This is a genomic window from Streptomyces sp. NPDC047002, assembly GCF_040704505.1.
GTDB lineage: Bacteria > Actinomycetota > Actinomycetes > Streptomycetales > Streptomycetaceae > Streptomyces.
This window is the reverse complement of sequence record NZ_JBEYWC010000007.1, coordinates 35,760-54,958: the sequence shown is the minus strand read 5'-3', so window position 1 is coordinate 54,958 and position 19,199 is coordinate 35,760. Positions and strand designations below refer to the sequence as shown.

Genomic DNA, 19,199 nt, shown 5'->3' with positions numbered 1-19,199 from the left:
GCGGTCAGTCCATGACGACGACGGCGCGGCCGGTGATCTCGCCGCGGGCGAGCGCCCGGTACGCCTCGTCCGCCTCGTCAAGGCAGTAGCGGCGGGTCACGAGTCCTGCCGCGTCGAAGCCGCCGCGGGCCGCTGCCTCCACCACGGCGGGCAGGTCCTCGCGGGTCCGCGCGCCGAAGGAGCCCGTGACGGTGTAGCCGCGCCTGACCAGGGGCGTGATCTCGATCTCGGCCCTGGCGCTGCCCGCAGCGATGCCGATGGCGACCATCCGGCCGCCGTCGCCGAGGAGTTCGACCGCCTGGCTGAAGGTGCCGGGGTGGCCGAGCGCCTCGAAGGCGACGTCGACGCCGCCGCAGATCTCCCGGACCGCCGCACGGGCGTCGGTGGTGCGGGAGTTGACGGTGTGGGTGGCGCCCATCCGGCGGGCGGCGGCCAGCTTGTCGTCGGCGACGTCGACGGCGATCACCGGGTCGGCGCCCGCGGCCCTGGCCAGCTGCACCACCCCGGAGCCGACCCCGCCGACCGCGACCACCGCGACCGCGTCGCCCGGCGCGACCCGGCCTGCGCGGTGGACGGCGCCGTACGCGGTGAAGGCGGCGCAGCCGAGGATGGCCGCGGAGTCGGGGTCGAGGCCGGGGGCGAGCACGGTCAGGGCGGCCAGCGGCACGACCGCGTACTCGGCGAGCCCGCCCATGGAGTACATGGCGAGGAAGGAGCCGTCCGGCATCGAGAGCCTGCTCTCGCCGTCGTAGAGGGTGCCGTGCAGCCGGTTCTGGGCGAAGAAGTTCTCGCACAGGTCGTCGCGGCCCTTCGCGCAGGACGCGCAGGCGGTGCACGGCATGATGAACGCGCCCACGACCTCGTCGCCGACGCGCAGGCCGCCCGCCCCCTCGCCCCCGTCGCCGAGCGCCACGACGCTGCCGCTGATCTCGTGGCCGAGCACCGCGGGGCGCGGGAAGCCGACCTCGCCCTTGATGACGTGCAGGTCGGTGTGGCAGACGCCGCAGGAGCGCACCTTGACCAGGGCCTCCCCCGCGCGCGGCCGCGGCACCGGAATCCGCAGGATCTCCAGCTCCGGCGCGTCGGCCGCGAGGACGGCCGCCTTCATCTCGCTCGGCAGGGCAACAGCGGACACGGGTCCTCCACGGTGAGGGGGCGATCAGCGCCCAGCCTGCGCCCGGCGGGAGCGGGCGGACAAGTACTGATCGAGCACACCGGATCTGCGTTTTCGCACACACCTGCACACCGGGTCCCCCGCGGGCACGGCGGCGGGCCGGTCAGCCCAGGGGCAGCAGCTCGTCCCGGTGGCGCGCCACCCGGCGGTGCAGGGCGGCCCTGACGAGCCCGACGGCGTCGGGGGCCGGGCTGTCCCTGCGCAGGCTCAGCGAGTACGCGAGGACGAAGCGCACCTCGTCGGGCAGCACGCGCACCAGGTCGGGCTCCGGCTCGGCGAGGAAGGCGGGCAGCAGCCCCAGCCCCGCGCCCGCCCGGGTCGCGGCGAGCTGGGCCAGCACGCTGGTGCAGGCGAGGCCCACGCCCGTGCCCGCGAAGCTGCGGGCCAGGTCGAGCTCGGCGACGGCGAGGTGGGACTCGACGTAGAACACCAGGCGGTGGCGCGCGAGGTCGGCCGTGCCGGTGAGCGGGCCGTGCCCGCTCAGGTAGTCGCGGGTGGCGTAGAGGCCGAGCTCGTAGCGGGTGAGGAGCTCGGAGGCGAGCCAGCCCTGCCGGGGCTCGCCGATGCTGACCGACAGGTCGTAGCCGGCGGCGCGCGGGCTCAGCGGCCGCGTCGAGGTCACCAGCTCGACCGCGATGCCGGGGTGCTCGCGCACCACATCGGCGATCGCGGCGGCTGCCAGGGTCGAGCCGAAGCCGTCGGGGGCGGCGATGCGGACGGTGCCGCGCACAATCTCGCCGTCGCCGCGGATCGCGGCGCGCACGTCCTTGACGATGTCCTCGAGCCGCCGTGAGCGCTCCACGACGGCCCGGCCGACCTCGGTGAGGACCCAGCCGTCGTGGCCGTGCTCGATCAGTGTGACGCCGAGGCCCGACTCCAGCCTGCGCAGCCTGCGGCGCACGGTGGTGTGGTCGATCCCGACGACGGCGGCCGCCGCCACCAGCCTGCCGGTGCGGGCGAGGGCGAGGAGGAGGCGCAGGTCGTCGGTGGAGACGTCGTCGTGTGCGGTCACGTGACTCATTGTGCGAGGCGGCCGGCCCCGCGGCGCTCCCCGCGGTCCTGCCGGGCCCGTCAGACGATGGAGCCGGCGGACGCGTGCACGGTCTGGGCGGTGATCTGCCGGCTCTCCGGCAGGCAGAGGAACGCGATCACCTGCGCGATGTCGTCCGGCTGCGCGAACCGGTTGAACAGGTTGCCGGTGGCGCCCTGCGAGGCGCGCCGCGCGCGGTCCTCGTCGGAGTCCTGCGCCTCGCCGAAGATCGCGGTCGCCGTCACGCCCGGCGCGACGGCGTTGACGTTGACGCCGTGCGGCGCGAGCTCGCCCGCGAGGACGCGTGTCACCGACTCGACCGCCGCCTTGGAGCTGGCGTAGGCGACGGAGCGCGCGGTGGCGCGGTGCGCCGAGGCAGAGGAGACGTTGACGATGTTGCCGCCCCGGGCGCCGCCGCCGGTCATGTACGGGATCACCGCCTGCGACATGAAGACGACCGCCTTGAGGTTGACGGCCTGCACCAGGTCCCAGGCGTCCTCCGCGATGTCGGCGACGCTCGCCTCCGGACCCACGATGCCCGCGCAGTTGACCAGGATGTCGATGTGTCCGGTGCGGCGGCCGATCCGGTCGGCGCAGGCGCGGATCTCCGCGACGTCGCCGAGGTCGCAGTGCTCGGCGTCGCCGCCCTCCGCCGGGCCGAAGCTCTTGTCGACGGCGACGACGCGCGCGCCGAGCGCCCGCAGCACCTCCACCGTGCGCGCGCCGATCCCCGAGGCGCCGCCGGTGACGACGGCCGTCCTGCCCGCGAGTGCCTCCGGCTGCCCGATCACCGCTGCCCCGCCTTCCCGGCGCGGTGCGCCCGCGCCTGCCCCGGTGTGCCCGGTGCGTTCAGCGCGCCCGGTGTGCTCAGTGTGCTCGATGTGCTCGATGTGCTCAGTGTGCTCGATGTGCTCGGCATGGCTCTCCCTCTCCTCCGCTGCGCCGCGCGGACCCTGTACATCCGAGCACCGCAGATCTAATACTTGATTATTGATATCACCAGTTCTAGCGTGACGTGCACCACCGGACAGCAGGGCGAGCGTCCGACGGGCCGCACCCCGTGCGGCCGCCCCACCGCGGGCCCCCCAGAAGAGAGCGCCGGACTGCCGGTCGCAGTCGGCACCCTGTCAAGAGCCGACCGAACCCCTGAGGAACGGAACAGATGACACTCTCAGAATCACTGGACAACCAGGAGCTGACCCGGTTCAGGCGAAAGGTCACCGCCCTCTCGTCCGCCGGGATGTTCCTCGACGGGTTCGACCTCACCGTCATCGCCGTCGCGCTGCCGCTGCTGGAGAAGCAGTGGCACATCTCCGGCTGGGTCGTCGGGCTGACCAGCTCCTCCGCGCTGATCGGCATGTTCGTGGGCGCGGTCGTGCTCGGCCGCCTCACCGACAAGATCGGCCGGCGCAAGGTCTACGCGTTCGACCTCATCCTCTTCATCGTCTTCGCCGGTCTCGCCGCGCTCTCGCAGAACCCCGCGGAGCTGATCGCCTTCCGCTTCCTGCTGGGCATCGCCGTCGGCGCGGACTATCCCATCTCCACCTCGCTGACCAGCGAGTTCTCCGCGACCCACAGCCGCGGCCGGCACCTGGCCTACATGTCGTCCTTCTACAGCGCGGGCGCGATGGTGGCCTATCTGATGGGCATCGTCTTCGGCGGCCTCGGCGACAGCTCCTGGCGCTGGATGCTGCTGTTCGGCGCGCTGCTCGCGCTGATCGTCGCGCTGATGCGGCAGTCGGTGCCCGAGTCGCCGCGCTGGCTGACCTCCCAGGGCCGCACAGGCGAGGCGGCCGAGGTGCTCGGCGGCCTGGTCGGCAGCGCGCCGCGGATCGAGGCGGCCGACGAGGGCGGCGCGGATCCCTCGGCGGCCGGCGGCGCGAAGCCGTCGGCGCGGGCGAGCCTGCTGTCCCGGCAGTACCTGCGGGCCACCGTCTTCGTGTGCGCCTTCTTCTTCCTCTTCGACGTGGTCTTCTACGGCATCCAGCTCTACACGCCCACGGTGCTCTCCGGTATCACCGGCAGCTCGGACAAGCTCGCCTCGGTGGGCTCCGCGTGCGTCTCGGCCGTGGGCATGCTCGGCATCTTCGCCGGCTCCCTGCTGATCGACCGGTGGGGGCGGCGCCCGCTGGTGATCCTCGGGCTCGCCTGCCAGGCGGTGCTGCTGACGATCCTGGCGCTGGTCGCGAGCCCGCCGTTCGCCGTCGTGGTGCTGATCTTCGCCGCGGGCCTGTTCTCCGCGAACATCGGTCCGGGCGTGATGATCCTGCTCTACCCGGGCGAGCTGTTCCCGACGCCGCTGCGCGGCGCGGGCGTCGGGGTCTCGGTGGCGGCGGGGCGGATCGGCGCCGTGCTCGGCGTCCTGGTCTTCCCGCACATGATCGAGTCCCTGGGGCTCCAGCACTCGCTGTGGATGTTCGTCGCCGTCGGCGTGGCCGCCGTCGTCCTCTCCGTCTTCATGGCGCCCGAGACCAAGGGCAAGCTCCTTGAGGAGATCGCCGACGAGTACGCCCAGGAGGCCCCGGCGCCCGGCCGCGCCGCGGACCCGGCGCGGGCCGGGCGCGGGACGGCGGGTCCGTGAGGGCGCGCCCGGCCGCCCCGGCGGCCGGGCACCGCCCCCGACGGCTCCACGTACGCCAGGACCGGGAACGTCTAAGCTGTTCCACCACCGGCCCGCCGCGACGGCGGGCAGGCGGCCAGCAGAAGTCTCTCGCACCAGAAGGTGACCGGAAGCCCCCCATGACCGACGTCGACCCGAGCCGTACCCGGCGCAGGCGGCTCAGCCTCAAGCAGGAGGCGGCCAACTACATCCGCGACCTGATCTTCTCCGGGAAGGTGCGGGCCGGGGAGCGGCTCGACCAGGACGGCATCGCAGCGGCCCTCGAAGTGAGCAGGCTCCCGATCAGGGAGGCGCTGATCACCCTGGAGGCCGAGGGCATGGTGACCAACGTGGTGCGCAGGGGCGCCTTCGTCGCGGCCCTCGAACCCGAGGACATCCTCGACCACTTCAGGATGTACGGGCTGCTCTCGGGGATCGCGGCCGAGCGGGTGGCCGAGCAGCGGCCCGCCGAGGTGGTGGAGCGGCTGACCACGCTGATGCAGCAGATGCGGGCCAGCTCGGAGCCCGCGCAGCACGACGAGCTCAACTACGCGTTCCACAAGACGATCAACCGTGCGGGCGGCTCGCGCAGGCTCGTCTCCGTCCTGCGCATCCTGGCGAACAACATGCCGTCGAACTTCTTCGCGTCCAGCACGGAGTGGGAGTTCAGGGAGCAGACCTTCGCGGAGCACGAGCAGATCGTCACGCACATCCGCGAGGGCGAGGGCAGGGCCGCGGCAGAGGCGCTGGCCAAGCACTTCGTCCACACCGGCGAGCAGGCCGTACGGCACCTGGAGGCCGTCGGCTTCTGGGCGGGCACGGAGTAGACGGGGAGGCGGTTGAACACGGCCGTTTTTTACGCCTACACTAAATATCAAAGATACTTGATCTGAAATGAAGGGGACCATGACTGCTTCGGACCTCGCGGTGGGCGCGCACCTCAGCTCCCGCCCGCTGATGATGACCAGGGAGCGGATGCGCTGGTACTGCGACGCGCTGGAGACGGCCGCCTCGCAGAGCGGCGCGTTCATCGTCGCCGAGCCGACCATCCACACCGACGCCGAGTACGCCAGGGCGCAGGGGCTGCCCGGCATCATCGCGGACGGCATGCTGTCGACCAACTACCTCTCCAGCCTGCTCTACCGGCACTTCGGGGTGGCCTACCTGCGAGGCGGCGAGCTGGCGACGAAGTTCATCCGCCCCGTCTACGAGGACGACGTGCTCCAGGCCCACGCGGTCGTCACGGGCGTCGAGGAGGGCCGCCGCACCCTGGAGCTGTGGGTGGAGACGGAGTCGGGTCAGAAGGTCACCGTCGGCACCGCATCGGTGCCGGCGTCCCAGGAGGAGGTGCCCGCATGACGGTCGGACGCTATGTCAGCGACCTGGAGGTCGGTGACGAACTCAGGCCCGTCACCTATGTGATGACGCCGTTCGTCGTGCGCGAGTACTGCCACGGCGTGGGCGAGAGCGCCGAGGAGTTCCACCGCGCCCTGCCCGGCTTCGACGGGCAGCTGGTGCCTCCCCCGCTCGCGCACATCGACAAGATCAGGCTGATCAAGGAGAACTGCCCGGGCGGCCCCGGCCCCCACGCCCGTATCCACTACGAGTTCCGCACGAAGCAGCACAAGCTGACGCCGGTCGGCGCGAGCCTGACCTGCTCGGGCGTGGTGGCCAGGCGATACGAGAAGAAGGGCAGGGTCTACCTCGACATGGAGATCGAGGTGCGCGAGACGGAGACCGGCGACCTCGTCATCACCTACCAGGACACCGCGCTGCTCAACTACTCGCCCGGCAGCGAGCCGGTGCGGGCCGCGGACGGGCAGGCGCACGGCGCGGGCGGCGCGGCATGACCGGCCGGCTGCTCGAAGGCCTGCGCGTCGTCGACTTCACCCATATCTTCGCGGGCCCCCTCACCACGCAGACCCTCGGCGACATGGGCGCGGAGGTCATCAAGATCGAGCGCCCCGGCGGCGACGCGGCCCGGCGGTACGGGCAGGCCACCGACGAGGACGACATGGGCGGCGCCTTCCTCGCGCTGAACCGCAACAAGCGCAGCGTCGCCATCGACCTCTCCTCCGAGCGCGGCATCGAGGTCGTGCGGCGGCTGATCCTCTCCGCCGACGTCGTGGTGCAGAACTTCCGGCTCGGGCTGATGGAGCGCTGGGGCCTCGACTACGCGTCGCTCTCGCGCGAGAAGCCCTCGCTGATCTACTGCTCGATGAACGGCTTCGGCCACACCGGGCCGCTGGCGACCAAGGCGGCCAACGACCTGGTGGTCCAGGCGTACAGCGGGCTGATGAGCTTCACCGGCGAGCCGGGCGGCGACCCGGTGCGCTGCGGCACCGCCGTCGCCGACTTCTCCGCCGGGCTCTACGCGGCCATCGGCATCCTGGGCGCCGTCGCCCACCGCGAGCGCACCGGGCAGGGGCAGCACGTGCGCACCTCGATGCTGGAGAGCCAGGTCAGCATCATGAACTACTTCTTCGCCGACTACTGGCTGAAGGGGATCGTGCCGAAGCCGCTCGGCACCGCGAACCGGCTCGGCATCCCCAACCAGGCGTTCCGCACCAGCGACGGCTGGGTCGTCATCTCGACGGCCAACGAGTCGATGTGGCGCCGGTGCTGCGAGGGCCTCGGCAGGCCCGAGGTCGCCGACGACCCGCGCTTCGCCACCCTCGGCGACCGCTACCGCAACACCGAGGAGCTGGTGGCGACGTTCTCCGCCATCACGGCGGAGAAGACGACGGCCGAGTGTCTGGCAGGACTCGAAGCCAAGGGTGTGTCCTGCGCGGGGCTCAACACCCTCGACGAGGTCGCCGCCGACGAGCAGCTCGCCGAGCTCGGCGCCTTCCTCGACGTGCCGCGCGGCGACGGCGGGCGCGCCAGGGTGGTCGCCACCCCGCTGCACTACTCGGACACTCCGCTCGACGTGCGCAGGGGTGTGCCCGCGCTGGGCGAGCACACCCGCGAGGTCCTCGGCGAACTGGGCCTCACCGAGGAGGAGCTCACCGACCTCGGCACCGCGGGCGTGATCTGAGCGGTGGCACACGTACCGCCGCGGGGCGCAGCCGAGGACGTCAGAGAGCTGGCCCCCGGGCTGTGGCTGCTGCGCACCCCGCTGCCGGGGCACAGCACGGGCTCGCTCAACTCGTATCTGATCACCGACGGCGGCCGGGCCGCCGTCGTCGACACCCCGTGGGGCACGCCGGACGTCATCGGCGCGTTCGCCGACCGGATCGCCGCGACCGGCACCAGCCCGTCCGCCGTCGGCCACGTCCTCGTCACCCACCACCACGAGGACCACTCGGGCGCCGCCGGGTGGCTCCAGGAGCAGGGCGGGGGCGAGGTCGTGATGAGCGCGCGCGACCACGCGGTGCTGCGCCGCAGGACCGGGGCCGAGCAGGGCGGGTACGGCGCGGAGCTCGGCGACTGGCTGGACGCGGTGGGCGCCGACGCCGGCACCCGGGCGTACGCCTTCGACCAGCAGCGCGCCCTCGGCGCACGGCTGTACGCGCTGCCGCGGGTGCGGTGCGCGGGCGACGGCGACACCGTACGGGTCGGCGGCCGGCGCCTCGACGTGGTCGAGACGCCCGGCCACACCCCGGGCCACCTCTGCTTCGTGGAGCGGCGGCGCGGTCTGGTCTTCGCCGGGGACCACGTCTTTCGGCGGCGGCGCGGCAACGCCGTGGCGCGGCCGCCCTCCGTGCCGCGCCCCGTCGCCTCGTACTGGCGGAGCATGGCGAAGCTCCTGGCGACCGGCGCGGGCACGGTGCTGCCCGGCCACGGTGAGCCCTTCACGGATCTCGCCGCGCGCGCCGAGGAGCTCGCGGGCTTCCGGGACCGCAAGCGCGCCGAGGTGGTCTCCCTGGCCGCGGAGCCCACGACGGCGTGGGAGGTCGCGCGGCGGATGCGCAGGCGGCAGCGCTGGGAGGAACTGAACGGCAACGCGAGGCTGGCCGCCACGGGCGAGGCGCTCGCCTACCTGCTGGACGCCCGGGACGCCGGCCTGGTGACCGGCACGACAAGCACACCGCGGCTCTGGACGAGCACGCCGACGGCCGTCGGCCCGCGGGACGATCGAAAGGAACACCGGACGTGACCAGCATGTTCTTCGAGGATCTGGTCGAGGGCCAGACGTTCGTGAGCAAGGGCAGGACCGTGACGGAGTCCGACGTGGTCAACTTCGCCGGGCTGAGCGGGGACTTCAACCCGATCCACCTGGACCGCGAGGCGACCAAGGACGGCATGTTCGGCGAGCGCGTCGCGCACGGCGTCCTCGGGCTCTCGATGGCCACGGGGCTCCTCGACAGCCTCGGCCTCTTCAAGGAGTCGATGGGCGCGATGCTCGCCATCGAGGACTGGCGGTTCGCCGGGCCGATCCTCATCAACGACACGATCCACCTGGAACTCACCATCGAGTCCACCCGGCTGACGAGCAAGGGCACGTCGGGGGTCGTACGGCGGCGGCTGAAGCTGGTCAACCAGCACGGCGCCGTGGTGCAGGACGGCGTGATCACCGTGCTGATCCTGTGCCGCGAGCCGGCCTCCGCCGGTGCGCGTGAGGAGGCCGGCGATGCTGCTTGAGGGACGTACGGCGGTGATCACCGGCGCAGCCACCGGGATCGGCCGGGGCATCGCGGCGCGCTTCGGCCGCGAGGGCGCGCGGATCGTCGTCGCCGACATCGACGGCGCGGCGGCCGGGCGTGCCGCCGCCGAGCTCGCGGCCGAGGGCGTGCCCGCGGCGGGCGTGCGCTGCGACGTCACGGACGAGGCGTCGGTCACGGGCGCGGTGGACGCGGCCGTCTCGGCCTTCGGGGGCCTCGACGTGTACGTGAACAACGCGGGCTTCACCCGCGACGCGGTGATGCGGAAGATGAGCGTCGACGACTTCGTCTCGGTGCTGCACGTCCATGTGCTCGGCGCCTGGCTCGGCACCCGCGCGGCCTGCGCGGCGATGCGGGCGGCCGGCACGCGTGGCTCCGTCGTCAACATGTCGTCCATCTCGGGCAAGGTGGGCAACCCCGGCCAGACCAACTACAGCGCGGCGAAGGCCGGCGTCGTCGGCCTGACCAAGGCGGCGGCCAAGGAGGCCGCGCGCTACGGCGTCCGCGTCAACGCCGTGCAGCCGGGGCTCGTCGACACCGCGATGACCGCCGCGATGCCGCCCGAGGTGCTCGCCGAGCGGGTCAAGGACGTGCCGCTCGGCCGGATCGGCGAGATCGGGAACGTCGCGGACGCCGCGCTGTTCCTCGCCAGCGACCTCTCCTCGTACATCACGGGGACGGTCGTCGAGGTCACCGGCGGACGCCACATGTAGGAGGGGCACCCGCGGGCGCCCCTCCTCGCACAGCAGACCAAGGAGTCACGGATGACGTACCTCTACGCCGCGGACCGCACGCCGTTCGGCCGGTTCGGCGGCGGGCTCGCGGGCGTGCGCCCCGACGACCTGGCCGCACACGCGATCACGGCGGTGCTGGTCAAGGCGCCCCTGCTCGACCCCGCGCGCGTCGACGACGTGGTGTGGGGCAACGCCAACGGGGCCGGCGAGGAGAACCGCAACGTGGGGCGCATGGCGGCGCTGCTCGCCGGGCTGCCCGTCAGCGTCCCCGGCACGACGGTCAACCGGCTGTGCGGCTCAAGCCTCGACGCCGCGATGGCGGCGAGCCGGCAGATCGACACCGGCGACGCGGACATCGTGCTCGCGGGCGGTGTGGAGTCGATGACCCGCGCGCCGTGGGTGCTGCCCAAGCCCGAGCGGTCCTTCCCCGCGGGCGACGTGACGGCCGTCTCGACGACGCTCGGCTGGCGTCTGGTCAACCCGCGGATGCCCGCGGAGTGGACGGTCGCCCTCGGCGAGGCCAACGAGCAGCTCCAGGAGAGGTACGGGATCTCCCGCGCGCGGCAGGACGCCTTCGCCGCACGCTCCCACCTGCGCGCCCACGAAGCCTGGGAGTCGGGCTTCTACGACGACCTGGTCACCCCCGTGCCCGGTACGGACCTGACGCGCGACGAGAGCATCCGCCCGGCCTCCACGGCCGAGGTGCTCGCCGGGCTCAGGCCCGCGTTCCGGCAGGACGGCACCATCACGGCGGGCAACGCGAGCCCGCTCAACGACGGCGCGGCCGCGCTGCTGCTCGGCTCCGAGCGGGCCGCGGGCGCGATCGGCCTCGACCCGCTCGCCAGGATCGCGGGCCGCGGCACCTGCGCGCTGGAGCCCCAGCGGTTCGGGTACGCGCCGGTGGCGGCGGCGGAGCGCGCCCTCGCCCGCGCGGGTGTCGGCTGGAACCGGGTGGGCGCGGTCGAGCTCAACGAGGCGTTCGCTGTCCAGTCGCTCGCCTGCCTCGACGCGTGGCGGATCGACCCGGAGATCGTCAACGTCCACGGCGGCGCGATCGCTCTCGGCCACCCCCTCGGCGCTTCGGGCGCCCGGATCCTCGGCACCCTGGCGAAGGTGCTGCGCGAGCGCGGCGAGCGCTACGGCGTGGCCGCGATCTGCATCGGCGTGGGCCAGGGCCTCGCCGTCGTCCTGGAGAATCCGCACGCGGGGGCGTGAGCGCGGGACGTCACGGCGGGGGCCGCGCCGTCCTGTCCTCGCCGTCGGCCGCGGCCCTGTCCTCGCCGCCGGCCGCGGCCCTGTCCTCGCCCCGGGCCGCGGCCCGGGGCCCGCCGTGGCCGGCCTGGGCGGCGTCGCCCGTGGTCAGCTGCGGTGTGGGTTCGCCGGCCGCGAGGTGTTCGAGCAGCTCGGCGAGTTCCTGGCAGGCGCGCCGCACCGAGCGGCGGGTGGTGCGCTGCTCGGCGATGACGGAGGACAGCAGCAGGGCGGTGAGCGCCGCGGTGCCGTTGAACGCCTGGAGCTTGGTCATGATCTCGACGCCGGAGAGGTGGAGGAACGCACCGCGCCCGGCGTTCGCCTCGAAGGTGGTCAGCACGGAGGCGAACAGCGCGCACAGCACGCTCCCGGTGAGCTGGAAGCGCAGCGCGGCCCAGATCAGCAGCGGGAAGACCAGGAACAGCAGGCTCATCGGGCTGAGCACGGTCACCGGGATGACGACGCAGGCCGCGAGGGCGAATCCGACCGCCTCCTTCCACCGCCGCATCCTGAGCCTGCCGCGGGCCGCGACGAGCAGCAGCGGGGTGACGAGCAGGACGCCCATCGCGTCCCCGACCCACCAGGCGAGCCACACCGGCCAGAAGTTGCGGGCGGCGAGCTGTCCCGCCCACGCCTGGAGCCCGACCCCGGCCGTGGAGCTGATCAGCATGGCGCCGAGCCCGGCGAGGAAGACCAGCGCGAGCCCGTCGCGCAGCCGGGACATGTCGAGCCTGAAGCCCACCCTGCGCAGCAGCAGGAAGGCACAGAGCGGCGCGGCCGTGTTGCTGGCCACGGTGATCAGCGTGGACAACCGGGGGGTGGTGAGGGACGCGATGACGAGCAGCGACCCGAGCGCGATGCCGGGCCACACCCGCATCCCGTACAGCAGCAGCGCGGCGACGGCGACGCCGGTGGGCGGCCAGATGGGGGTGACGACCACGCCCTCGACGACGAGCCTGCCGAGCAGGCCGAGCCGGCCCGCCGCGCAGTAGCAGGCGGCCACGGCCAGCACTCTCAGGACCGCCTGCACGGAGGGCCGGAGCTGCCGAGTACGCCACACACCAGCCATCTGACACCGGCCGGGCGGCGCGGGCCAGGTGAGGGCCCCCTTCCGGGTGCCGCGCCGCCGGTCCCTGCGCGGGGCCCGGCCTCACTCCCCCGGCGGGCCGGGACGCGGGGTGCCGCCGTCGTGGCCGACGACGAGGACGGCGGCGTCGTCCTCGTGTCCCACGGTCCCGGCGAGCCGCATCACCGAGGCCACGAGGGCGTCGATGTCGCCGCCCTCGACCGCGGCGCGCGAGGCGAGCGCCATCACCTGGCGCAGGCCCTCTTCGAGGACGAGCGAGGGCCCCTCCACCACGCCGTCCGTGAGCAGGACGAAGACGCCGCCCGTGGCGATCCGGTGCCGGGTGACGGGGTACTCGGCGCCGCGCAGCACGCCGAGCGGGGGGCCGCCCTCCCCGTCGTCCACGCCGGCCGCGCCGTCCGCGGTCGCCCAGACATGCGGGATGTGGCCGGCCCTTGCGCAGTCGAGGGTGCCTTGTGCCGGGTCGAGGAGCAGGAAGGTGCAGGTGGCGAAGAGGTCGGCGTCGAGGGAGACCAGCAGGTCGTTGGTGCGGGCGAGCAGCTCGCCCGGGTCCCCTGTCACGGAGGCGAGGGCGCGCAGGCAGACCCGTACCTGGCCCATGAAGGCGGCGGCCTCGATGTTGTGCCCCTGCACGTCGCCGACGGACATGCCGACGCGGCCGTCCGGCAGGGCGAAGACGTCGTACCAGTCGCCGCCGACGTTGAGCCCGTGGTTGGCGGGCACGTACCCGACGGCGAGCCGGACGCCCGGCGGCTGCGGCAGCTCGTTGGGGAGCATGCCCCGCTGCAGCGCCACCGCGAGCTCGACGCGGGAGCGCTGCATCTCGGCGAGCTTCCGGGCCTGGGTGGTCAGCGACTGGAGCTCGGCGAGCAGCTCCTCGCCGTCGTCGGCCGTCCCACTGCGATACATCTATCACCTCATTTACTACTATATGCACCCTGCTCTGGGCCGAGCCGGAGCAGCACCTTGCTGCTGCCGGTGGAGCGGTCGGCCGCCACGGCGAGCGCCTCCGCCGCGTCGTCGAGGTCGAAGACGTGGGTGACGAGCGGCGACAGGTCGAGCCCGCCCTGCAAGGCGTCCAGCGCCTCGGTGATCTCCTCCACGAAGCGGTACGAGCCGATCCAGGTGATCTCGCGGCTGACCAGGTCCCCGAGGGCGGCGGGCGCGGCGGCGCCCGGCAGGTTGCCCACCTGGACGAGGGTGCCGCCGCGCGCCGTGGCGCGCAGGACGGGCCCGAGCGCCCCTGGCGCGCCGGACGCCTCGAAGACCACGTCGACGTCGTCGGGGAGCGCGTCGCCCGCCGCGGTGTTGCGCAGGTCGTCGGCGCCGAGGGCGCGGGCGACGGCGAGCGAGGAGTCGGCCAGGTCCGCCGCGGTGACCCCGGCGGCGCCCGCGAGCCGGGCCGCCGCGACGACGAGCGAGCCGATCGGGCCCGCGCCGTTGACGAGGACGCGGCGGCCGCGCAGGTCGCCCGCGCGCCGCACCGCGTGCAGGGCGACGGCGAGCGGTTCGGCGAGCGCGCCCTCGCGGGTGCCCACCCCCGCGGGCAGGGGCCGCAGCTGCCCCGCGGGCACGGCCCGCAGCTCGCTGAACCCGCCGTCCGTGTGCGGGTCGAAGGCGGCGGAGCCGAAGTACCTGACGTGCGGGTGGAGGTTGGTGCGGCCCGCGATCCGCTCGGGCAGCGCGGCGTCGCCGACGGTGCGGGCCGGGTGCACGGTGACCGGCAGGCCCGGCTCGTACCCCTCGGCGCCGGGTCCCGGCCGTACGACGCGGCCCGCGACCTCGTGCCCGAGGACCATGGGGTGGCTGAGGACGGCGGTGCCCGAGCGGCCGTGGCGCCAGTAGGCGAGGTCGGAGCCGCAGATCCCGCCCCACTCCATGGCGACGAGGACCTCGCCTTGGCCCGGCTCCGGGTCCGGCAGGTGGTCGATCCGCAGATCGCCCGCGCCGTGTACGACGACGGCCTTCATACCGCGTCCTCCCATCGGACGAGGTCGCGCCCGCGCGTCTCGGGCGAGAGCCAGGTGGCGGTGAACGTGATGAGCGAGTAGCCGACGAGCATCGCGGCGATCGGCCACCAGTGGTGGGTGGCGGCGGTCAGCGAGGCCGCGATGACGGGCCCCGCCGCGGTGGTCAGGATGCCGCCGAGCTCCTTGGCGAGGGCGAGTTGGGTGAACCGGGTGCGGGAGCCGAAGAGTTCGGCCATGGTGACGCTTTCGAGCGCGAACAGGCCGAGGACGCCGACATTGAGCCCCACGACCATCGCGAGGGTGAGCGCCACGGCGCCGCCGTGCACGACGGTGTACATCATCGGCACCGCGAGGAGCGCGGTGAGCGCGGTGACGACGAGGTAGACGGGCCTGCGGCCGAAGCGGTCGCCGAGCATGCCGACGAGGGGCACGGTGGCGAAGCCGGCCAGCGAGCCGTAGACGATGGCGGTGGTCGGCACGGAGTCCTTCACCGCCACGCTGGTGGCGATGTAGCCGACCAGGAAGGTCTGCACGAGCCCCGAGTTGCCCGCCTGGCCGAGGCGCAGGCCGAGCGCGAGGAAGAACGCCCTGCCCTTGCGCTGGCGCAGCCCCGCCTCGACGGCGCGGCGCGCCGCGCCGTCCGCGACGGCGCCCACGGCCCCCTCGCCCTCCAACTCCTTGCGGGAGAGCGCGACTCCGTCGACCACGTCGGGCCGCTCCTCGAAGACGGGGCTCTCCTTGAGCCGCGCGCGCAGCCACACCGCGAAGACCAGCAGCAGGAAGCTGGAGAGGAACGGCACGCGCCAGCCCCAGCTGAGCAGTTGGCCGTCGGAGAGCGTGCCGAGGAGCACGGCCCACAGCCCGGAGGCGGCGAGCGTGCCGGAGTTGGTGCCGAGCGAGACCAGCGAGGAGATCAGGCCGCGGCGGCGCACGGGGGCGTACTCGGTGAGCAGCGCGGTGGCGCCCGCGATCTCCGCGCCCGCGCCGAAGCCCTGGACGAGGCGGAGCGCGACGAGCAGGCAGGGCGCGGCGATGCCGATCGTGCCGTACGAGGGGAGGGCGCCGATGAGCGTGGTCGACGCACCCATCAGCACGATCGTGACGAGCAGGACCTTCCTGCGGCCGATCCGGTCGCCGAGGCGGCCGAAGTAGACGGCTCCCGCGAGCCGGGCCACATAGCCGACGCCGTAGGTCGCCATCGCGGCGATCAGGCCGATGGCGGGGCTGACGTCCGGGAAGAAGATCTTGTCGAAGACGACGGCCGCGGCGAGCGAGTACAGCTGGAAGTCCATGAACTCCAGGGCCGTGCCGAGCCATCCGGACACGGCGGCCCTGGCCAGGTCCCCGGTGGTCCTGGTGGCGGGCCCCGGCGGTGCCTGGGTGGTGTGCGTCATCGTGGGCGCCTCCTCGCGTCCGTGCCGTTCGCCCGGGCCGCCGTGCCGCGGCGGGGACGGCCACGGCAGGTACGGCGGCGCCATGGCGGTCCAGCTGGCATAGCAGTGCTGGTATACAAGCATCGGTCGATGAGTCGGTCAAGGTCGGCGGAGGGCCGGGCGCGGACCCGGCACGGGCCCGGGGACGGGCGGACCGGCACGTCGGAGCGGTCGACTAAGGTGAACGGCATGGCCGCATCCGACAGACGGCGCACCAACCGCCGGGTCGTCTACGAGACCCTCAGGCGCAGGGTGCTGACCCTGGAACTGCCGCCGGGCAGCGCCCTGTCGGAGAACGAGCTCGCCGCGTCGCTCGGGGTGAGCAGGACGCCGGTGCGCGAGAGCCTGATCCTGCTCGCCGAGGAGGGGCTCGTACAGGTCTTTCCGCAGGTCGGGTCGTTCGTCTCGCGCGTCGCGCCGGACCGGGTCGCCGACGCGCAGTTCCTGCGGGAGGCGGTGGAGCTCGCGGCGCTCGACGACCTCCCGGCCGAGCCCGACCCCGCGCTCGCCGCCGAGCTGCGCGACAACCTCGCGCAGCAGCAGCGGCACGGCGGCGACGTGGAGGAGTTCTTCGCGCTCGACGAGGAGTTCCACCGCGGGCTGCTGCGGCTGAGCGGCCACGGCGGGTCCTGGCCCGCCGTCGTGTCGGCCAAGGGCCACCTCGACCGCGCGCGCCGCCTCGGCCTGTACGAGGCCAGTTCGCCCGCCGTCTTCGCCGGGCAGCACGAGGAGATCCTCCGGGCGGTCCTCGACCACGACGTCGAGCGCGCCCGCGCCACCATGCGCCGGCACCTGCGGGCGGTCTTCGAGGACATCGAGCAGATCAGGACCCGTTCCCCCGAGCTGTTCGCCTCGGACGCCGGCACGGTCCCGGTCCGGCGGAACGTCGTCGTCTGGGAGTGAGCCGCCGCTCTCCCGCGCTCCCCCTCTCCTCGCCGATCGCGCGCACCACCCTTGACCCTCCTGTCCGACCGATGCTTGTATACCAGCGCTGGTACGCCAGGAGGACGCCTGGCGTGCACACCGCACACCGGCTCTCCCCGCCGCGGCTTCGCGCGGGCCGCCCCACCGGCGCGGAGCCGTGTCGACACATCCGTCAAGGCAAGGTGAGGGCCCATGAGCGCCGTACCGCCCACCGTGGGGACAGCAGAGCCGCGAGCGGGCACAGGCCGCCGCTGGGCGATCCGGGCCCACCCCGTCTCCTGGTGGACCCTGCTGATCACCTCGCTCGCGATCCTGATGACCTCGCTCGACGCGGCGATCCTGCCCTCGGTGCTGCCCCAGGTGAAGGCGTCCTACGGGCTGAGCGACACCGCGGCGGGCGCCGTCAACTCGGTGTTCTTCGTCAGCACGGTCGCGGGCGCCGTGCTGTTCGGCTGGCTCTCCGACGTGGTCGGCAACGGCTACCGGCGCAGCTGGGTGTGGGCCGCGGCGATGGCGCTCTCGGTGATCGGCGGCACCTTCACCTTCCTGCTGGCGTCGAGCTGGGTCGCCTTCCAGCTGATGCGGGTCGTGATGGGGGTCAGCCGCGGCGGCAGCGAACCCACCAACGTGGCGATCGTCGGCGAGTGGTGGCAGGTGGAGAACCGCGGCTTCGCGGTCGGCACCCACCATGTCGGCTTCCCGCTGGGGCAGTTCGCGGGCCCCGCGCTGGTGGCCGCGCTGATGAGCGTGATGAGCTGGCAGGCGACGTTCCTGGTGCTGCCGCTGATCGGCCTGCCCATCATGCTCGCCCAGGTGCGGGTGGGCACCCGGCGCAACCAGGAGAGGGTCTACGAGTGGATCAGGGCCAGGGGCCTGACCACGCCGCTGCCCTCGGTCGAGCGGGCGCCCGCCGCGGCGCGCAGCCCGTTCCGCCTGCTGCGGGACGTGCTCGCGGTCGCAGACGTGCGCCGCGCCATCATGGTCAACTTCGGCTTCCTCTGGTGCGAACTGGGGCTGATGACCTTCCTCGTGGTGTTCCTGCACGACCGCACCACCATGAGCACCGGGGCCGCCGTGCTCGCCTCTGGCGCCTCCGGCCTGACCGGCTGGGTGGGCCAGATCGCCTGGGGAACGCTCTCCGACCACATCGGCAGGCGCCCGGTCCTCGTGGTGTGCGTGGCGGGGTGGATCGCCACCACACTGCCCCTGCTGCTGGTGCACACCGCGTGGCAGGCGTGGCTGCTCCTGCTGCTGTGGGGGCTGTTCCGCAACGCGCCCTACCCGGTCATCTACTCCGTGGTCATCGACGCGGCGCCCGCGCAGGCCGGCTCCTCGATGGGCCTGATGATCGGCATCACGACAGGACTCGGCGGCGCGGTGGTCTCCACCGCGGCCGGCTGGCTGATCGACCACTGGGGCTGGGGCGCCACCTTCTGCGTCCTCGTCGCGGGACCGCTGCTCGCCCTGATACCACTGCTGCGGATCAAGGGCGCCTCATCGTGCCCCAACACACCGGAGGGCACCCCCGCATGACCGGCCACGAAGCCCGCCGCATGGCGGAACTCGCCGACTCCATCGACAGGTTGACGCCGGTCGACCTCAGCCATCCGCTCCAGGAGGGCATGCAGGTCTGGCCCGGCCATCCGCGCTTCGCGCACGAACTCGTCGAGTGCTACAGCCGTGGCGACCTCTCCAGGCACCACCGCATCGCGCTCGGCGAGCACACCGGCACCCACCTCGACGCGCCCGTGCACTTCGTGCCGGGCGGCGCCGGGATCGCGGACACACCGCCGGGGGCGTTCACCGGCCGCGCCGCGACCCTGCGCGCCCCGGCGGGCACGGCGGCGGTGGCGCCGGCGGCGCTCGCCGCGTTCGAGGCCGCGCACGGTCCCGTGCGCCCCGGCGACCGCGTCCTGGTCGACACCGGCTGGAGCGCGCGGTGGGACACCCCCGGCTATCTGGAGCCGTGGCCGTACGTCACGGCAGAGCTGGCCGCGGCGCTGCTCGACCGCGGGGTACGGCTGCTCGCCGTGGACACCCCCTCCCCCGACCCGTACGACTCAGGGACCTGCCCCGTGCACCGGCTCCTGCTCGGCGCGGGCGTCCTGATCGGCGAGAACTTCACCCGCCTCGGCGAGCTGCCCGCCTGGACCCTGCTCACCACGGCGCCCCTGCCCGTGCGGGACGGCTCGGGCTCCCCCGTACGCGCCGTCGCGTACCGCACCTGACGCACACGCCGTCGCGCGCCACCCTGAACACCGCGCCGAGCGGCCGCGTGGCCCCGGGCTGTCGCGGTTCGGTCGCGGTTCCGTACGCGTGTTCCTGCGGCCGCTTCACGCGGGTGCGGGACGGGCAGGAGCCTGGCACACACGACACGGACGCGGAGGGGGACG

Annotated in this window: 20 protein-coding genes; 12 read left to right on the top strand and 8 right to left on the bottom strand. The window is 73.5% G+C overall.

Features of this window, described 5'->3' with window-relative positions:
* Positions 1–4: 4 nt before the first annotated feature.
* The 4 genes from AB0910_RS09395 to AB0910_RS09380 all read right to left on the bottom strand — a co-directional run bounded on the left by AB0910_RS09395 (position 5) and on the right by AB0910_RS09380 (position 3,123).
* Positions 5–1,135, bottom strand: coding sequence for a zinc-binding dehydrogenase (locus AB0910_RS09395; RefSeq protein ID WP_366743940.1), 1,131 nt, complete (start codon positions 1,133–1,135; stop codon positions 5–7).
* A gap of 142 nt (positions 1,136–1,277) precedes the next feature.
* The gene (locus AB0910_RS09390) at positions 1,278–2,186 is read right to left on the bottom strand and encodes a LysR substrate-binding domain-containing protein (protein ID WP_366743939.1); all 909 of its coding nucleotides are present in this window, start codon (positions 2,184–2,186) and stop codon (positions 1,278–1,280) included.
* A gap of 59 nt (positions 2,187–2,245) precedes the next feature.
* Positions 2,246–2,995 (bottom strand): SDR family oxidoreductase, encoded by a 750-nt coding sequence (locus AB0910_RS09385; protein ID WP_366743938.1) that lies wholly within the window; start codon positions 2,993–2,995, stop codon positions 2,246–2,248.
* Positions 2,992–3,123 carry a hypothetical protein gene (locus AB0910_RS09380; protein ID WP_366743937.1) on the bottom strand — a complete coding sequence of 44 codons (132 nt, stop codon included), beginning with the start codon at positions 3,121–3,123 and terminating at the stop codon, positions 2,992–2,994. The genes AB0910_RS09385 and AB0910_RS09380 overlap by 4 nt, the downstream gene beginning before the upstream one ends.
* 243 nt (positions 3,124–3,366) lie before the next feature.
* Between AB0910_RS09380 and AB0910_RS09375 the strand changes: the two genes are divergently transcribed.
* From AB0910_RS09375 to AB0910_RS09335, 9 genes are all read left to right on the top strand, one after another.
* Complete coding sequence (locus AB0910_RS09375) at positions 3,367–4,785, top strand: MFS transporter (RefSeq protein WP_366743936.1); 1,419 nt, start codon at positions 3,367–3,369, stop codon at positions 4,783–4,785.
* Between the two features lie 158 nt (positions 4,786–4,943).
* Positions 4,944–5,630 carry a GntR family transcriptional regulator gene (locus AB0910_RS09370; RefSeq protein ID WP_366743935.1) on the top strand — a complete coding sequence of 229 codons (687 nt, stop codon included), beginning with the start codon at positions 4,944–4,946 and terminating at the stop codon, positions 5,628–5,630.
* Between the two features lie 79 nt (positions 5,631–5,709).
* On the top strand, positions 5,710–6,162 hold the full coding sequence (locus AB0910_RS09365) for a MaoC family dehydratase (protein ID WP_366743934.1): 453 nt from the start codon (positions 5,710–5,712) through the stop codon (positions 6,160–6,162).
* Positions 6,159–6,653, top strand: coding sequence for a hypothetical protein (locus AB0910_RS09360; protein WP_366743933.1), 495 nt, complete (start codon positions 6,159–6,161; stop codon positions 6,651–6,653). Before AB0910_RS09365 ends, AB0910_RS09360 begins: the two co-directional genes overlap by 4 nt.
* Positions 6,650–7,840 carry a CoA transferase gene (locus tag AB0910_RS09355; RefSeq protein ID WP_366743932.1) on the top strand — a complete coding sequence of 397 codons (1,191 nt, stop codon included), beginning with the start codon at positions 6,650–6,652 and terminating at the stop codon, positions 7,838–7,840. Before AB0910_RS09360 ends, AB0910_RS09355 begins: the two co-directional genes overlap by 4 nt.
* 3 nt (positions 7,841–7,843) lie before the next feature.
* The gene (locus tag AB0910_RS09350) at positions 7,844–8,902 is read left to right on the top strand and encodes an MBL fold metallo-hydrolase (protein WP_366743931.1); all 1,059 of its coding nucleotides are present in this window, start codon (positions 7,844–7,846) and stop codon (positions 8,900–8,902) included.
* Positions 8,903–8,907: 5 nt separating this feature from the next.
* Positions 8,908–9,387: a MaoC/PaaZ C-terminal domain-containing protein gene (locus AB0910_RS09345; RefSeq protein WP_366744104.1), complete on the top strand. Its 480-nt coding sequence runs from the start codon at positions 8,908–8,910 to the stop codon at positions 9,385–9,387.
* Positions 9,377–10,120 (top strand): 3-oxoacyl-ACP reductase FabG, encoded by a 744-nt coding sequence (gene fabG / locus AB0910_RS09340; protein WP_366743930.1) that lies wholly within the window; start codon positions 9,377–9,379, stop codon positions 10,118–10,120. Before AB0910_RS09345 ends, fabG begins: the two co-directional genes overlap by 11 nt.
* A gap of 51 nt (positions 10,121–10,171) precedes the next feature.
* Entirely contained in the window at positions 10,172–11,356 is a 1,185-nt protein-coding gene (locus AB0910_RS09335) for a thiolase family protein (protein WP_366743929.1), read from the top strand.
* A 10-nt stretch (positions 11,357–11,366) separates the two neighbouring features.
* Here the strand turns inward: AB0910_RS09335 and AB0910_RS09330 are convergent, their stop codons facing one another.
* The 4 genes from AB0910_RS09330 to AB0910_RS09315 all read right to left on the bottom strand — a co-directional run bounded on the left by AB0910_RS09330 (position 11,367) and on the right by AB0910_RS09315 (position 15,843).
* Entirely contained in the window at positions 11,367–12,461 is a 1,095-nt protein-coding gene (locus tag AB0910_RS09330; protein WP_366743928.1) for an MASE1 domain-containing protein, read from the bottom strand.
* A gap of 81 nt (positions 12,462–12,542) precedes the next feature.
* Positions 12,543–13,388 (bottom strand): PP2C family protein-serine/threonine phosphatase, encoded by an 846-nt coding sequence (locus tag AB0910_RS09325; protein ID WP_366743927.1) that lies wholly within the window; start codon positions 13,386–13,388, stop codon positions 12,543–12,545.
* 8 nt (positions 13,389–13,396) lie between these two features.
* The gene (locus AB0910_RS09320; protein ID WP_366743926.1) at positions 13,397–14,449 is read right to left on the bottom strand and encodes an L-idonate 5-dehydrogenase; all 1,053 of its coding nucleotides are present in this window, start codon (positions 14,447–14,449) and stop codon (positions 13,397–13,399) included.
* Positions 14,446–15,843, bottom strand: a complete 1,398-nt coding sequence (locus AB0910_RS09315; RefSeq protein ID WP_366743925.1) for an MFS transporter — start codon at positions 15,841–15,843, stop codon at positions 14,446–14,448. Before AB0910_RS09315 ends, AB0910_RS09320 begins: the two co-directional genes overlap by 4 nt.
* A gap of 228 nt (positions 15,844–16,071) precedes the next feature.
* Here AB0910_RS09315 and AB0910_RS09310 point away from each other — a divergent pair, with 228 nt between their 5' ends.
* The 3 genes from AB0910_RS09310 (at position 16,072) to AB0910_RS09300 (ending at position 19,034) form a co-directional block, all read left to right on the top strand.
* Positions 16,072–16,785: a GntR family transcriptional regulator gene (locus AB0910_RS09310; protein WP_366743924.1), complete on the top strand. Its 714-nt coding sequence runs from the start codon at positions 16,072–16,074 to the stop codon at positions 16,783–16,785.
* 213 nt (positions 16,786–16,998) lie between these two features.
* Complete coding sequence (locus AB0910_RS09305; protein WP_366743923.1) at positions 16,999–18,339, top strand: MFS transporter; 1,341 nt, start codon at positions 16,999–17,001, stop codon at positions 18,337–18,339.
* Complete coding sequence (locus AB0910_RS09300; protein WP_366743922.1) at positions 18,336–19,034, top strand: cyclase family protein; 699 nt, start codon at positions 18,336–18,338, stop codon at positions 19,032–19,034. The genes AB0910_RS09305 and AB0910_RS09300 overlap by 4 nt, the downstream gene beginning before the upstream one ends.
* The last annotated feature ends 165 nt before the right edge of the window (positions 19,035–19,199 follow it).

Excerpts from the sequence above, each read along its gene's own strand:
- AB0910_RS09380 (WP_366743937.1), bottom strand. The coding sequence starts at position 3,123 with ATGCCGAGCACATCGAGCACACTGAGCACATCGAGCACATCGAGCACA.
- AB0910_RS09375 (WP_366743936.1), top strand. The coding sequence starts at position 3,367 with ATGACACTCTCAGAATCACTGGACAACCAGGAGCTGACCCGGTTCAGG.
- AB0910_RS09370 (WP_366743935.1), top strand. The coding sequence starts at position 4,944 with ATGACCGACGTCGACCCGAGCCGTACCCGGCGCAGGCGGCTCAGCCTC.
- AB0910_RS09365 (WP_366743934.1), top strand. The coding sequence starts at position 5,710 with ATGACTGCTTCGGACCTCGCGGTGGGCGCGCACCTCAGCTCCCGCCCG.
- AB0910_RS09360 (WP_366743933.1), top strand. The coding sequence starts at position 6,159 with ATGACGGTCGGACGCTATGTCAGCGACCTGGAGGTCGGTGACGAACTC.
- AB0910_RS09355 (WP_366743932.1), top strand. The coding sequence starts at position 6,650 with ATGACCGGCCGGCTGCTCGAAGGCCTGCGCGTCGTCGACTTCACCCAT.
- AB0910_RS09345 (WP_366744104.1), top strand. The coding sequence starts at position 8,908 with ATGTTCTTCGAGGATCTGGTCGAGGGCCAGACGTTCGTGAGCAAGGGC.
- fabG (WP_366743930.1), top strand. The coding sequence starts at position 9,377 with ATGCTGCTTGAGGGACGTACGGCGGTGATCACCGGCGCAGCCACCGGG.
- AB0910_RS09335 (WP_366743929.1), top strand. The coding sequence starts at position 10,172 with ATGACGTACCTCTACGCCGCGGACCGCACGCCGTTCGGCCGGTTCGGC.
- AB0910_RS09330 (WP_366743928.1), bottom strand. The coding sequence starts at position 12,461 with ATGGCTGGTGTGTGGCGTACTCGGCAGCTCCGGCCCTCCGTGCAGGCG.
- AB0910_RS09325 (WP_366743927.1), bottom strand. The coding sequence starts at position 13,388 with ATGTATCGCAGTGGGACGGCCGACGACGGCGAGGAGCTGCTCGCCGAG.
- AB0910_RS09320 (WP_366743926.1), bottom strand. The coding sequence starts at position 14,449 with ATGAAGGCCGTCGTCGTACACGGCGCGGGCGATCTGCGGATCGACCAC.
- AB0910_RS09315 (WP_366743925.1), bottom strand. The coding sequence starts at position 15,843 with ATGACGCACACCACCCAGGCACCGCCGGGGCCCGCCACCAGGACCACC.
- AB0910_RS09310 (WP_366743924.1), top strand. The coding sequence starts at position 16,072 with ATGGCCGCATCCGACAGACGGCGCACCAACCGCCGGGTCGTCTACGAG.
- AB0910_RS09305 (WP_366743923.1), top strand. The coding sequence starts at position 16,999 with ATGAGCGCCGTACCGCCCACCGTGGGGACAGCAGAGCCGCGAGCGGGC.
- AB0910_RS09300 (WP_366743922.1), top strand. The coding sequence starts at position 18,336 with ATGACCGGCCACGAAGCCCGCCGCATGGCGGAACTCGCCGACTCCATC.